At 39.2% G+C, this 15372-nt stretch carries 14 protein-coding genes; 1 reads left to right on the forward strand and 13 read right to left on the reverse strand.

The window, feature by feature from the left end:
* Window positions 1–121 precede the first annotated feature (121 nt).
* From pepT to IJ535_RS00680, 10 genes are all read right to left on the reverse strand, one after another.
* A complete protein-coding gene (gene pepT / locus IJ535_RS00635; protein ID WP_294297339.1) occupies window positions 122–1342 on the reverse strand; it encodes a peptidase T in 1221 nt (406 codons plus the stop codon).
* Window positions 1343–1359: 17 nt separating this feature from the next.
* Window positions 1360–2298: an AEC family transporter gene (locus IJ535_RS00640; protein WP_294297346.1), complete on the reverse strand. Its 939-nt coding sequence runs from the start codon at window positions 2296–2298 to the stop codon at window positions 1360–1362.
* An 82-nt stretch (window positions 2299–2380) separates the two neighbouring features.
* Entirely contained in the window at window positions 2381–2617 is a 237-nt protein-coding gene (locus IJ535_RS00645; RefSeq protein WP_294295456.1) for a polya polymerase, read from the reverse strand.
* Between the two features lie 87 nt (window positions 2618–2704).
* Window positions 2705–3805, reverse strand: coding sequence for a redox-regulated ATPase YchF (ychF, locus tag IJ535_RS00650; RefSeq protein WP_294297350.1), 1101 nt, complete (start codon window positions 3803–3805; stop codon window positions 2705–2707).
* A gap of 206 nt (window positions 3806–4011) precedes the next feature.
* A complete protein-coding gene (locus IJ535_RS00655; RefSeq protein ID WP_294297353.1) occupies window positions 4012–4398 on the reverse strand; it encodes a hypothetical protein in 387 nt (128 codons plus the stop codon).
* 328 nt (window positions 4399–4726) lie between these two features.
* Window positions 4727–5524: an ATP-binding cassette domain-containing protein gene (locus IJ535_RS00660; RefSeq protein ID WP_294297357.1), complete on the reverse strand. Its 798-nt coding sequence runs from the start codon at window positions 5522–5524 to the stop codon at window positions 4727–4729.
* 243 nt (window positions 5525–5767) lie between these two features.
* Window positions 5768–7654, reverse strand: coding sequence for a DNA helicase RecQ (recQ, locus tag IJ535_RS00665; RefSeq protein WP_294297361.1), 1887 nt, complete (start codon window positions 7652–7654; stop codon window positions 5768–5770).
* A gap of 98 nt (window positions 7655–7752) precedes the next feature.
* Window positions 7753–8436 carry a TIGR00266 family protein gene (locus IJ535_RS00670; protein WP_294297364.1) on the reverse strand — a complete coding sequence of 228 codons (684 nt, stop codon included), beginning with the start codon at window positions 8434–8436 and terminating at the stop codon, window positions 7753–7755.
* A 123-nt stretch (window positions 8437–8559) separates the two neighbouring features.
* The gene (locus IJ535_RS00675) at window positions 8560–10053 is read right to left on the reverse strand and encodes a glycoside hydrolase family 43 protein (RefSeq protein ID WP_294297367.1); all 1494 of its coding nucleotides are present in this window, start codon (window positions 10051–10053) and stop codon (window positions 8560–8562) included.
* 40 nt (window positions 10054–10093) lie between these two features.
* The gene (locus IJ535_RS00680) at window positions 10094–11701 is read right to left on the reverse strand and encodes a spermidine synthase (protein WP_294297370.1); all 1608 of its coding nucleotides are present in this window, start codon (window positions 11699–11701) and stop codon (window positions 10094–10096) included.
* 138 nt (window positions 11702–11839) lie between these two features.
* Here IJ535_RS00680 and IJ535_RS00685 point away from each other — a divergent pair, with 138 nt between their 5' ends.
* Window positions 11840–12700, forward strand: a complete 861-nt coding sequence (locus IJ535_RS00685; protein ID WP_294297373.1) for a DMT family transporter — start codon at window positions 11840–11842, stop codon at window positions 12698–12700.
* A 40-nt stretch (window positions 12701–12740) separates the two neighbouring features.
* Here IJ535_RS00685 and IJ535_RS00690 read toward each other — a convergent pair whose 3' ends face one another.
* The 3 genes from IJ535_RS00690 to IJ535_RS00700 form a co-directional block, all read right to left on the reverse strand.
* Window positions 12741–14057: a sensor histidine kinase gene (locus IJ535_RS00690; protein ID WP_294297375.1), complete on the reverse strand. Its 1317-nt coding sequence runs from the start codon at window positions 14055–14057 to the stop codon at window positions 12741–12743.
* Complete coding sequence (locus IJ535_RS00695; protein ID WP_294297378.1) at window positions 14050–14721, reverse strand: response regulator transcription factor; 672 nt, start codon at window positions 14719–14721, stop codon at window positions 14050–14052. The genes IJ535_RS00690 and IJ535_RS00695 overlap by 8 nt, the downstream gene beginning before the upstream one ends.
* 9 nt (window positions 14722–14730) lie before the next feature.
* Window positions 14731–15372: GTP pyrophosphokinase (locus IJ535_RS00700; RefSeq protein WP_330619457.1), on the reverse strand; the 642-nt coding region annotated here is incomplete at its 5' end.

Here is a 15372-nt window from a genome sequence, read left to right on the forward strand (position 1 = left end):
CGTTTCACTACGGTCGGTGCTTAACAAAGGTCCACAGGACCTTTAGCACCCCTGCTCGCGCTTGCCAACAACAATGTAGATTTGCTGTCTACCGGCTCATCTAGTAATAAACAGTCACTTGTTACGAATTAGCGAAGCGCTTCGCTATACCGTGAAGTACCTTAACTACGGTGTCCATGCCTTCGGCTGTGATGTGCTCCATTGGGCCGTGGAAGTTGTATCCGCCTGTTCCAAGGTTTGGACATGGCAATCCCATAAATGAAAGACGCGCTCCGTCTGTGCCACCACGGATTGCAACAGCCTTAGGATTCTCGCCTGCATCCTTTAATGCTTCAAAAGCGTAATCTATAAGGAACATGTGTGGCTTAATCATCTCAAGCATGTTCTGATACTGATCCTTGATAGTAAGCAGACAAGTACCATCGCCATACTTCTGATTAATGATATTGGCTGCATGCTCCATAACCTTTTTCTTCTCAGCGAACTTATCAGCATCATGGTCACGAATGATGTAAGAAAGTTCTGCTGATGCAACGTCGCCCTTCATATCTGTAAGATGGAAAAATCCTTCGTAGCCCTCTGTCTGGCTAGGTGTCTGTGTTGGTGGAAGCATGCTATTAAATTCCATTGCAACAAGTGCTGCATTTACCATAATATCCTTTGCATCGCCTGGGTGAATATTAACACCATTGAACTTAACTGAAGCTGCTGCTGCATTAAAGTTCTCATATTCTACAGCGTTTTCCTCGCCACCATCTACCGTATATGCGAAGTCAGCACCAAAACGCTCAACATCAAAATGGTCTGCACCAGCACCAATCTCTTCATCTGGTGTAAATCCAATGCAAATCTTGCCGTGTGGCATATCGCTATTAATAAGTTCCTCAGCAAATGTCATAATCTCGGCAATACCTGACTTATCATCAGCACCAAGAAGTGTAGTACCATCTGTGTGGATAAGTGTGCGTCCCTTTAATGTCTTAAGATGTGGAAAATCAGATACCTTGATAGTACGTCCGCTAGTTCCAAGTACAACATCTTCTCCATCATAATTTTCAACAACTACCGGATTAACGTTTTCACCGCAAAAATCTGGTGCTGTATCCATGTGGGCAATAAATCCTACAGCCTTTTTATCCTCGTATCCGGCTGTGGCTGGGATTGATGCATAGATGTAGCACTTATCATCAACCTCGGCATTAGTAACACCGATTGCGTGAAGCTCCTCAACAAGCATCTTTGCCAAATCAAACTGTCTGGCTGTTGAAGGTACTGTAGTGCTATCTTCATCACTTGTAGTATATACCTTAACGTAATTTAATAATCTCTCGTAAGCTCTCATAGTAATCTCCATTTCTTTTATATTAGTCCGTATGTTCTAAGTATGTATAACCATACAGTAAGTGTAAAAGCTGATAGTATAGTAGTCAGCATAACTATTCCTGCTGAAACGGTTCCATTATAACCCATAGATTTTGCCATGACAAATGTGGAAACTGTGGTTGGAGAACTGGTCATTATAAGCACTGCAACCAGCTTATCATGTGTGTATCCCATTGAAACAGCAATAGGTATTATTATCATTCCAAGGCCAATGAGTTTTAAAAAGGTAGCAAGTCCTGTAGGCCAAATCTTAGTGATTGCTTCTTTAAACTGAAAGCTGGCACCTAGCGCCATAAGTCCCAATGGCGTTGCCAGATTGCTAACATAATCAAGGGTCTTTGGTAAAAGTATTGGAACTGGAATAAATGCTCTAACAATACCAAGCATTACACCAATGATAATAGGGTTTGTAATAACACCCCACAGAGTCTTTCGCATTAATGCTCCAGTTATTTTGCCCTCGCCTTGTCCAAGAGTAAGAACAATCACGGCAAATACATTGTAAAGAGGTACTGCGCCAATAATCATAAGTGGAGTCATACCTGCATTACCGTAAAGATTAGTGGCAATGCCCACTCCTAAAAGTGCCGCGCTACTTCTATAGGTGCCCTGAATAAATTCTGGCCTTATTTCTTTTGCTTTGAAAAGAAAAGAAAAGATATATGCAATAACGATTGAAAGAACCGTTGCTAAAAAGCAAAAAAGTACGAATCTGGTATCCCACAATTCCTCTACATCAGAAGATGCTAGCTCTTTATAAACCAGTAGTGGAAGCGCTACCTTGAATACAAATCTATTCAATCCCTTAGTAAGTCCCTCATTGAATATATTAATCTTTTTGAAAACATAACCTAGAACCATTAATAGAAATATAGGTACTGTAGCATTAAGACAAAATAACAAATTCGCAAGCATCACTAACCTCTTTATCTACTCTCAAACAGCCATAAATAAGGGGTCCAGTATAAAAACCAGACCCCTTTATAATCGTTTTGAATTATTGTGAAATCATAAACTCCAAAAGTCTTTTCGCATCATCTGGCTCATAAGCAATAAGCTCAAGCTCAGGAATACTCTCGTCTGCCTGGAAGATGTTAGCAAGTGAAACAAACTGAGAAAGCTTTGACTTAAGATTAAGTCTATCACCCTCACCTGTTACAAGCTCAACTCTGCCCTGGCAGCTATCAATAACCTTAAAAAATGCTTCTGTGTCTTTAATGTTAGTAATCTTCATAAATACCTCCTTATAGGTAAAACAAACAATTAACCTTCATTAAATATATAATAGCAAAATTTTAGGCGTTATACAATCTGTAGCAGATTAAACATTAAATCTGAATGTAATTACATCTCCATCAGCAACAACGTATTCCTTGCCTTCCATACGAACAAGGCCTTTTTCCTTTGCTGCTGTCATAGAGCCATTTGCCATAAGGTCATCATAGCTAACAACCTCAGCCTTGATGAATCCACGCTCAAAATCTGTATGAATCTTACCAGCGGCCTGTGGAGCCTTTGTGCCCTTCTTGATTGTCCAGGCACGTGTCTCGTCCTCACCAGATGTAAGGTAAGAAATAAGACCAAGCAATCTATATGAAGCAGTGATAAGTTTATCAAGACCTGACTCTTCAAGACCCATTGCCTCTAAGAACTCCTGCTTCTCTTCCTCTGACTCAAGCTCTGAAATCTCCTGCTCAATCTGTGCTGAGATAACGAATACCTCTGAGCCTCCCTTTGCAGCGTACTCTCTAACAGCCTGAACATTCTTGTTGTTAGCGCCATCATCTGCAAGGTCCTCATCCTCTACATTAGCCGCATAGATAACAGGTTTTGCTGTAAGAAGATTGTACTCCTTGAAATAGCTTTCTTCATCCTCATCGTTAAGCTCAAAAGTCTTAGCCATGTTACCAGCTTCCATGTGCTCAAGAAGTCTCTTTTGCATAGCAGCTTCCTTCTGAAGAGTCTTATCCATACGAGCACTACGCTCTGTCTTAGAGTAACGACGCTCCATAACTTCCATATCTGAGAAAAGAAGCTCAAGGTTGATTGTCTCAATATCACGGAGTGAATCGATGCTGCCATCAACGTGAACTACATTAGCATCCTCGAAGCAACGTACCACGTGAACGATTGCATCTACCTCACGGATGTTTGCAAGGAACTGGTTTCCAAGTCCTTCACCCTTTGAAGCACCCTTTACAAGACCAGCGATATCTACGAATTCGATTGTAGCTGGTACTGTCTTCTTAGAGTTGTACATTTTTGTAAGTGCATCAAGACGCTTATCAGGTACTGATACAACGCCTACGTTTGGATCGATTGTAGCAAATGGATAGTTTGCTGCAAGTGCTCCTGCCTTTGTAAGTGAATTAAAAAGTGTTGACTTTCCAACGTTTGGAAGTCCGACAATGCCCAATTTCATGGTAATTTATCTCCTTCTAAAAGTAATGATTTACTATGTTTTCAATATTTATAACACTTTTGGTCATAGCCTTCTGTATATTACCACATTTCTATTTATTTCTCTACCCTGCATAATAAAAGGCCAGTACATATCAACCTCAGGGTACTGGTCTATATCTTATCAAATATCAACTTATCATCAATTGTGTTAAAGCAATCTACATACTAATATCTGAACTTTTTCTTTTCTAACATTTTTATTTTTACTATCATAATCAGTACACAATAAACCGCCAAGTGCATACATATCAGCATCATCTCTCTTGGTTCAAAATAACTATTGCTTCCCAAAGATTTTAGTCCATCAGTGATAGGCGGGAGTATAAAGTTCAAAATACTAAATGCTGATGAACAATCAATCAGTCCCTCCTTAGAGACTGCAAGCATGGAAATCGCTATTGCTCCTATTATCGCATCCCTTCTCTTTCTAAAAATTCTTGGGTGAAAAAAATCTCCTGTCATCATACCCCCGAGTCCACACATGAAAATATGTACCCCTCCACATGCAATATCTGCAAGTTCCATCTGCCTGGTAAATCTGCCATTATCCATCAAAAACAGTATCGTAGGCACTAATGTCAGCACAAGTGTATAGCATAAATCCAATGTAATTAATAACAGTTCGCGCGAAAAGTAATAGCTATGAATGTCCAAACAATGCAGGAATAGCGTTTCTTCATATATATCATTCTCTCCACCATTCAAGTATATAGACAGAAACAGACATATAAAGTATATGAAAAGCGCAGACAGTAAAAAACTACCACATATATCATGCGGTACTACAGAATACATTACTCCGAGAAAAATCAGAGTGACAACTGTAGGAATCGTTAATGTAGAGCTTTTCTTCAGCATTTTTAACCTTAATCTATATATTTCAATCAAGTTTCTCAATCCCAACAATTTCCCACCCCTCATCGTATAGTTTTAGCACAGTTTCCTTTAACACTGCTTCCTTTACCGTAATTTCATACCTATCACCATTACTTTTCATACCAAGCCAAGCTTGTAGCTTGGGGCATTTTCTAACATAGACCCAATATTGTAACTCTCCTGGGTTCTTTACTTCCATGAGTTTTCCTTTATCTATCGTATAGACCTTGTCAGACAACTCATTTATCAGCATCTTCTCATGACAAGCCATGAAGATCGTAACTCCCTTGTTCCTCAATTCATTCATTTTTGTTATGAACAGTTTCTGAGAGTCTGCATCCTGACCTGAAAGAGGTTCATCAAGAAAAATCACATCCCGCGGTGCAAGAATAGCCTGAATAACTCCCACTTTTTGAAGGCTTCCCTTCGATAGTTTGTTTAATCTTGTTTTGATCATGGATTCCAAGTAGAATTCACTGATCAGTTCATTCACTAGCGAAAAATCCACTCTTTCTATCCTGGCAATGCCTTGAAGATAATCAATCATCGATATTTCCATACCTGGAAACTTTTCAGGTACATAAGCGAATTTAAGTTTCTTTTGATACACTATTTTCCCAGAGCTTAACGAAACAATGCTAGCTAATAGCTTAAGCATTGTACTTTTGCCACATCCATTATGTCCACATAATGCTATGGATTCTCCTTCGGCAAATTCATGTGAAATATTATTTATCACATACTTACCATCATATACCTTTGAGGCATTTTCAAGTGTAATTACTTTTTTGTTTAGACTCATAATTATTCTATACCTTTAAATCATAATTATCTGGCTGCAACAAACATAAAAAAAGCAAATTCAGATTTGTCGATTTCACTGTCTTCAATTATACAGAATCCTCATCCAGTAAGGAATACACAATTTCAAAAGTGCTAATAACTAATAAAAAAAAGGACAGCTATCTCTTTCGAAATAACTGTCCTATGTAAAAAGCCTAGGTGTGGCTACCCCTCCTCAAGCAGATGTGTAACGCCGTAGAATTTATTCTTGCCCTTTTCGCTGATTTTCTTTATCTTTTAAAAGCTCTGGATATTCCTTTACAGCCTCTTCAATAGCTTTCAAGAACTGATTACCATATTTTTTCAGCTTGCTATCTCCCACACCTGATACTGTAAGCATTTCAGCATCAGTAAGTGGTACTTTTGCTGCCATTTCAATCAAAGTCTTGTCATTAAATACTATGTATGGAGGCATGTTTTCAGCTCTGGCTATTTCAAGTCTTAGCTCACGCAGCTTATCAAATAGCTTGAATCCATTTGAAGTAAGTGCACTCATAGAGGCTGACTTTTTGCTTTCCTTCTTAGCCTTGGCAGGCTTCTTATCTTCATCGGTGATTTTTACCATCACAGTAGTATTAGAATCTTTTAGCCTGCTGATATCACCTAGTCTAATGACATGATAATCCCCAACAACAAGATATTTTTCAAAAATAAGCTGCTCGATTAATCTCATCAGCATGTTTTTGGTGCTGGAATTAAGCACACCATAAGACTTGTAATCCATAGCACCAATCTCTTTTAGCCTTGCTGTCTTTGCTCCAAGTACTGTATCAACAATAATGCCTCTGCCATAACGTCCCCTGGCCTCGTATACGCAGTTAATGATTTTCTTGGCTGCATCAGTCATATCTATGGTTTCAAATTCTCTAAGGCAATTGCCGCAGTCTTCACATGGCTCATTCCTGTTCTCGCCAAAATATCTAAGTATATAATTTCTGAGACATTCTGTGGTATAGCAGTACTTTTCCATTGCCTGTAATCTGCTGTTGTCCCGTTCCTTGATAATCTCTAAATCTTCCGGGTCGATATCAAGGTCCTCTTTGTGTTCTAACAGATATTTGTTAATGATTACATCCTGTGGAGAAAACAGAAGAATGCATTTTGAATCCAGCCCATCTCGCCCAGCTCTACCAGCTTCCTGATAGTAGTTTTCCATACTCTGTGGCATATTAAAATGAATTACAAATCTAACATTTGATTTATCAATTCCCATTCCAAAAGCATTTGTTGCCACTACAATACTCTTATAATCAAATACAAAATCATCCTGCATCTGCTTTCTATCCTCAGCACTCATGCCTGCATGATATTTGGCAACGGAAACACCCTTAGCCAGTAGCAAATCGTATATTTTATCCACATTCTTTCTGGTAGAACAATAGATTATTCCACTTTCATCTGGATGCTTCATAATATAATCAACAACAAACTGCTCTTTATTCTTTGGACGCTCCACCTGGAAGAAAAGATTTTCTCTATCAAAGCCTAGCACTAATGTAAATGGATTGATAAGCCCTAGAGTGCATACAATATCTTCTCTTACATTTTCTGTTGCTGTAGCTGTAAAGGCACTGATTATTGGTCGTTTATCAAGCTCCTTTACAAAATCAACAATCCTTGTGTAGCTAGGGCGGAAATCCTGTCCCCACTGAGAGATACAATGTGCCTCATCCACTGTCACCATTGAAATTGATATGGACTTGGCAAGCTCAATGAAATCCTCTGTCATTAGTCTTTCCGGCGCAACATATAATATCTTAAAAGCTCCTGCCCTTGCCGCTTCAACAGTATTTGCAAATTCCATTTCTGAAAGGGCACTATTGATAAATGCAGCCTCGATTCCTGCCTCATTTAAGGATTTCACCTGATCCTGCATTAATGAAATCAAAGGTGATATAACAAGTGTAATTCCAGGAAGTACCACTGCTGGTATCTGATAACAGATAGATTTTCCTGCCCCAGTTGGCATTACAGCAAAAACATCCTTGCCCTCTAAGATTGCATCTATTATAGATTTTTGCCCCTCCCTAAAGGATTCATAACCAAACAGCTTCTTTAGTGCTTCTTCCGGTGTATTAAAATGCTCCATTTTCTACAATTCCTAACTTAAATAATTTTTCTAAAAAAATAAAACCTCGGTAATTATACAACGATTACCGAGGTTTATCATCATTCAATTTGTAAATTCTAGTTTGATGAAGAAGGATGTGGCATATAATCATACAGCTTAAGTGCTGTTGATGAAATAGGCATACTCTGTAATACCACCTTACCAGGACCTGTTACAACTGTGTTGAATAATCCCTCACCACCGAAGAGTACATTCTTTACACCCTTGATAGTGCGAATCTCCATATTGCAGTTTTCTGACATGGCAGCAAGATTACCAGAATCAACAATCTTTACCTGACCTGCTGCAAGTTCATAATCATGTGCTGAACCATCAATCTCAAGGAAAACTATACCAGTTCCAGTGAATTTTCTCATAAGGAAACCTTCCCCACCGAATAAGCCTCCGCTAATCCTCTTTTGAATAAATACTTCAGACTTAACATCTCCCATAGTTGCAAGATAAGAGCCCTTTTGAACTATAAGTCCATTACCAGGTGTAATTTCGATAGCTCTAATTGAACCTGGGAACTTAGATGCAAATGCAACCTCGCCTGCACGATTAGCAACGTAAGTATTTAAAAACATACTTTCACCAGTCACTAATCTGCCAAACATCTTGCCTAAGCCTCCGGCTTGTGTCTGCATCTCTATGCCCTCATCCATCCATGACATAGCACCAGCTTCACATTGGATTGCTTCTCCCTGATTAAGCTGACACTTAAGTACTGGCAAGCTCTCACCTTTAATTTCGTAATTCATAAAAACTCCTCCTGTTATCTTGTTCTAAAAACTCATTTTAGCTTCTATTTCCTTTATTAATAGAATACACATCAGCCCCATAAATGGCAATCCCCAAAACCTTTGTTACCATTTTTAATCCTTTTACATAGCCACCAGATTCCTAAAATCCACCATTCCATCAAGTTCCTTAGTGGCATAAGAAAAGATACCGATTCGATAGCCTACAAATAAATCCAAGGTATATTGCATTTGCAGTGCTTCACCAACTGATAGGAAGTTTTTGCCATCCACCGAATAATAAAAATATGCCTTATCATCATTTTCAAAATCAAATACAATCCTAAAGAATAAATGGCTTTCATCAAAGCCTGGGATTGCTGAAACTGCAAGACGCTCTTTGATTCCATCCTTAAATGTTTGGGCTATGAAAAACTCTCCCTTTTCCTTGGTTACTCCTATCTGACCGTACTCCCCCATAAAGGCAGCTAGTCCGGCATAATCCCCCTCCTTCAACTGAGAGAAATCCCCTTCTATCGTATATACGGATTTAGGTGTAACTGTTCTTTCTGTAAGAGTATTTCTTGCTGTAAGGAGTCCATCACATACCTGCTTATTCTTAAGACGCAAATATCCTGGCCTCTCAGTAAATGTCCATGCAGCATCTATAGGATTATGATTCCACTGAAACTGAAGTGGCAGCTTATTTTCCTTATGATTAAAGCTTTCGCTGATAACAAGAGGTGCCGTCTTTACCTCAGCCATATCTATCTCAAACTCTACTGGCGCCTTGCCATCTACACCAATCACTGGCCAATTATCCTGCCAGCTCATTGGAAGAAGATATGGAATTCTTCCAACTGCCCCATGATCTTGAAACAGCATACTTAGCCACTTATCGCCAGCATCTATTAGCACTCCTTGGGCTATACCGCAATTACGATAATTCATATCATCATCAAAAATCACTTTACGCTCAAATGGACCATCTAAGGATGTACTGCGATAGCTAACCTCTCTTCTTCTGCCATTTTCTACACCTTCCTTAGGCCATTCAATAAAGCAAAGATAGATAAAACCATCCTTAACGTAAGCTCTGCAGCCTTCACATCTAAGCATGATTCCATCCTTTGGTGTAGATAAAAGCAGCCTATTCACCCCGCCAGCTTTTATTGATTTTAAATCATCTTCAAGCTCAATGATATGAATATCACCATTGCCGTATACCAGGTATGAATGTCCTTCCCAAAACAGGAAGCTCATATCATGATACACACCATCTAATTCAACCCTATCCCAAAATGATTTTTCTATATCATCTGTGAAATAGATGTATGTCTTTTTCATATCGTTACTTGCAAAAGCAGCATAAAACATATCATTGTGCTTAACTAAAGATGTAGCCCACTGACCTGAGCCGTATGCATTTTTTTCATTTTTAAGTTGATATATATCATTATCAGCAATCTTATCAAAGATGTAGGAAACAATCTCCCAGTTCTTTAAATCCTTAGAACGTAAAACTGGTCCGCCTGGCATGAAAAACATGGTGGTACTTACCATGTAAAAATTGTCCCCGTCCTTAATGATATCTATATCTGGCATATCCATTTTTAATACTGGATTAGTTATTTTCATAATATTATGTCCCTTCTTCAAGTCAAAAATTTTCAGTAAGTTAAAGCTGATTTAGCAGCCCCTCTATTCCCTGTTCTTTATAAATATCCTTGTAGTATGAAACCTCTTCTGAAATAAGCTCATCTATGATTTCCATTCCAAGCAATTCCACAGGTGCCTTATCGTCAGTAAGAATCAGATTTCCCGGTTCATAGCTAACAAGATTTTCCTGTACCTTACCCATCATATAAAGCAGATCTTCATCTGATTCACTGGCAATCCCTGCTGCAAGCTTTTCAGCCATATTATCATTCATACTTGCATACAGAATCCTATTAGTATTCCCCTGTACATTGGCTGTCATAACAGATTTAAAAACATGGCCGATGGTGTCAGCCAGATAATAATTAATGTTATCAGCAGAATCACTTCGCATATTAAGATTTACCACCATCACACCATTATCTGTAAGATGGTCACGGACTAATGTGAAAAATTCTACACTGGACATTTGAAATGGAATGGTTATATCCTGGTAGGCATCAACCATAATCACATCATATTTTTCCTTTGCCACATTTAGATACGCCCTTCCATCGTATGTAACTACAGGCACATCCTCAGGCAGTTCAAAGTAATCATGGGCAAGAGATGTGATTTTCTCATCTATCTCTACTCCGGTAACCTCCACATTATCAAAGTACCTTTCACACTGGGTGGCATAGGTGCCAGAGCCATTGCCTAGCACAAGGATTTTGGTAGGTGTAGCTTTATCCTCATCTTCCCCCATATACACTGCTGCCATAGCATGGTCATAATAGTATCCTGTTGGTCCTTTTTCCTTCGTATATACGGATTGAGTTCCAAACAACACATTAGTGGAAAGGACCACCTGTCTATCGTCCTCATACACCTGTAGATAGTTATAGATAGATTCACCTTCATAGGTAAGGCCAGTCTGCCAAAAAGCAAAGCTATTGTTATGGCCAAGAAGACAGCAGACTAAAAAAAGAATAATACTAACAGGTACCTTCTTGGCCTTTGAAAAATTTATCCCAGAGCTTACAAAATAAATGATGCAAAGCACTAACAAAATGCCTGCAAAAATCAAAAATGTAATAGCTGTTCCAACCGCTGGAATACTGATGAATGTAGGCACAAATGTACCTATAATACTTCCTATCGTATTGCTGGCATTAAGCTTACCAACTACACTTCCACTATCATCTAAGCTGTCCACAGAAAACTTAACAAGTGAAGGTGTAACTGTGCCAAGCAAAAATAACGGAAATACGAATATTACCATGCAAGCCACAAAGCCTGCGATAACAAGAAAATTGCTGCTTACCGTAAAAATCAGCAGCGCAGATATTCCCATAATAATATATTTTCCAACCACAGGAATTGCTGCAATCCAAATAGCTGCAATGATGATTCTTCCATAAAGCTTATCCGGATTAGGATCCTTATCCGCAGCTCTTCCTCCATATAGATTTCCTAATGCCATAGCTATCATAATAGTCCCGATAATTATGGTCCATACAATCTGTGATGAACTGAAATATGGAGCTAACAATCTGCTTGCCCCAAGCTCCACTGCCATCACTGACATCCCCGCAAAAAACTCTGTTAGATACAGATACAATTTGTTCTTAAGTATTGGTCTCATTACATATCCTCCTAATGAACTAATTGTAATAAAACCGCCATCTTAAATCTACTATAATATTGACATTTTACTTAAGATATACATAATAATTAAGGAATTAAATTAAGATAAATTTGAAATTAGAAAGGATAATATTTCATGAGTAAAAACGACAAAATCAAAGGCATAACCTTTATCCTTTTAGCAGCCTTTGGCTTCTCTCTTATGACTTTCTTCGTTAGAATTTCAGGAGATTTACCTACCATGCAAAAGGCATTTTTTAGAAACTTTGTTGCACTTATAGTTGCAAGCTCTGCCATCATCAAAAGCGGCAAGGGCTTTCACATAGGAAAAGGAAATAGATTAGATGTGTTCCTTCGCTCAGCCTTTGGAACAGCCGGACTCATTGCTAACTTCTACGCAGTTGATAGACTGGGAATTGCAGATGCAAATATGCTTAACAAGCTATCACCATTTTTTGCTATTATACTATCTATTTTTATCCTAAAGGAAATACCTAGCCGATTCGACATTTTAACAACTATAATAGCCTTTATTGGCGCACTGTTTATCATCAGACCTACCGGTACATTCACTGCAGTCTTCCCTGCACTTGTCGGATTATTTGGAGGCTTTGGTGCAGGCACCGCATATGTATTCGTAAGAAAAGTATCTAACAAGGGGGTTCAAACTCCTGTTATCGTATTTGCGTTTTCCTTCTTTTCCTGCATTGTAACATTACCATTTTTGATTGCAGGCTATGTACCTATGACTCCACTTCAGTGGCTATACCTAATCTTAGCTGGCGTATCAGCTTCCCTTGGACAGTTTGCAATCACCACTGCCTACAAATACGCCCCTGCCAAGGAAATCTCCGTCTTTGATTACACCCAGGTAATCTTTGCCGCTCTTCTTGGTATATTATTCCTTGGCGAGGTTCCAGTAGCCCAAAGCATTATCGGATATACGATAATCATCGGCATAGCCCTAATCCGCTGGCACCGCAACCTCAAAGCCTAGTGGCGGGAAACTAGTTACCTAGGCATCTACGTAACGCTCCTTAGAACTTGCAAGTGAAGGTTATGATTCCATCTCGCCAGTTGACTTTGATGTCTCCGTGATAGCGTTCCATCAAGCCTTGGGCTATGGAAAGGCCTACACCGTAGCCTTCCTTGTCGATGTTGTGGGCTTCATCCCCACGGTAGAAACGGTCAAAGAAACGGTGATAGTCTTTGCCCTCGCCAGTAGCGTAGCTGTTAGATACACGAAGGTAGATGTTCTTTTTCTTCTTGTCAGTTCCAAGTCCGATAGTGACTTTTCCACCATCATCGCAGTATTTGATTGCGTTATCAATAAGCAGTGTGGATATCTGCCTGATATCTCCTTCGTGAGCAAGCATTCCTACTCCCTCTGCAATTGAGTATTCTATAGTTTTGCCATCTGATAATGCAACTGGCTCAAAAGTCTTTGCAGTATCCTTTACGATTGCAGTGAAGTCAATCTCTACCCTGTCTTCCTTGCTGTCCTTTTCGCTGGCACGGGTTACCAGTACCAGATTTTGGATAAGACCTGTAAGACGGTCAACCTGACGCATTGTAGACTGGGTCCATTCGTTTTCTGTGCCCATCATTTCCAGCATTTCTGTGTTTGCCTTAATTACAGCAAGTGGTGTTTTCAGTTCGTGGCTGGCATTGGTAATAAATGATTTCTGTAGCTCCGCATTTTTTATTTCAGGCTGAATAATTCTTTCAGCCCATACCCTGATTACAGATGTAGATATCACCATGCCAAGGCCTATCAGGATGCATGCCAAAAGCACTAATCTTCTGTTGATAGAAACCTGTGTACTGCAATCAAGTACAACAACAATCTTACCACCCTGTTCTCTATCAGCAACCATGTAGTAATAGTCGTCATAACTGCCAAATTTGAACCAGCGCTTCATTACCGTATTTGCGTAGGTAACTGCCTGAGTTGGTTCTACTGCTGCAGTATGGGATGTGATTACACGTTCAACCTCATCATCACTGGTAAAGGTTACAGCAAAATATCTTGTGGAATAATAGAATTCATCAGAAATATATCCACTTTCAACTCCAAACAGCTTCTCAAGCTGTATTATAAATTCATTTTTGCTAGCAATGGTCTGGCCTGCATCATGCATTTCTTCAGAATCAATGCTGTCACTATCATACTGCATCGGAAGCACACCATCATTTTCCACGATGTACCTAATGTTATCCTTGATTTGACTTCTAGTCATAAGAGCGTTGAAAACATAGATACATCCTGCAATAAAAGTCATGACAACAAAGAATGAAAGCATTGCTGTCATTATGAATTTATTTTTTAATCTCTGAATCGCTTTTTCACTCATTGACAACCACCTTAAAAGGACCACCCTTGTCGCCCTTTATCTCAACATTTGAATCCACATAAGAAAGCTTGCCCTGTAAGAAATTCACATAAAGCCAAACAGTCTCCTCCGAAACATCGTTTTCATCGTTCCACACATGCTCGATAAGATAATTATTATCCACCTCATGCTCCTGATTCAAAAGAAGTGCCTGCATCAAAGAAAACTCCTTAATTGAAAGTCGAACTGTATTAGATGCAATCAGCTCCAAGCTTTCTGATTTAAGAGTCAAATCTCCAAAGGATAATTCCTTGGCTGCATACTGACTTCCTCTTCTGGTAAGAGCCTTTACCCTCGCCATCAATTCCTTCATAGCAAATGGCTTAGTCAGATAATCATCTGCGCCTGCATCTAAGCCCTCTACTCTATCATCCACCTCTGCTTTTGCGGTAAGCATAAGCACTGGTGTTACTATATTTCTGCTTCTTATCTCCTTTAAAACATCCAGTCCTGACATCTTTGGCATCATTATATCTAAAACAATTCCATCATAGCCATTACTTAATGCAAGCTTAAGCGCCTCTTCACCATCAAATGCACTATCCACATCAAAGCCTTGCATTTCTAGCATTTGTGTCACAACCTTATTTAAATCTTTAGTATCTTCTGCAAGTAATATTTTCATATAAACCTCTTATAAATCATTTCTAATCATGTCCCTGATTGTTTGCATAGACATGTCTGTAGATGCAAGTTCATCGGCGCATCTTTTTAGCTCTGCAATTATCAGCTTATCCTGCTCGCTAGCCTCTTTCTTATAATGAATATGATGCTCAAGAGCAGCCCATGTATCCATGGAAATGGTACGAAGCTGAATCTCCACATAATACTTATTATCATATTTCAAAATCAGATGAAGGCTACGATAACCATTTGGCTTAGCATGCTTTATGTAGTCCTTTTCCTCAACTACTTCCACCTTATCCATTGCCTTTAGATGGTCACGCACCCTATAAACATCACTGATAAATGCGCACACAACCCTGATTCCGATTGCATCATGGATTACCTCCAGTGCTGACTGGGTAGTCTCCGGAATGCACTGACGTCTACATTTTTCACGCATGCTTTCCTCTGACTTAATTCTGGCTAAGCAATGCTCCACCGGGTCACTGCCATACTCCTCGGTCATGTTAGCCCTAAGCTCGTCCACAGAGCCCATTATAATATTCATAACATCAATCATAGCGTCCCTATGATTACCATAAATTGAATCTTCCAAAACATTCTCTCCTGTAAATAATACGGTAGTTTTACGGTAACAAAGTGCTTCAAA

The organism is Pseudobutyrivibrio sp., assembly GCF_017471675.1.
Taxonomy (GTDB): domain Bacteria; phylum Bacillota; class Clostridia; order Lachnospirales; family Lachnospiraceae; genus Pseudobutyrivibrio.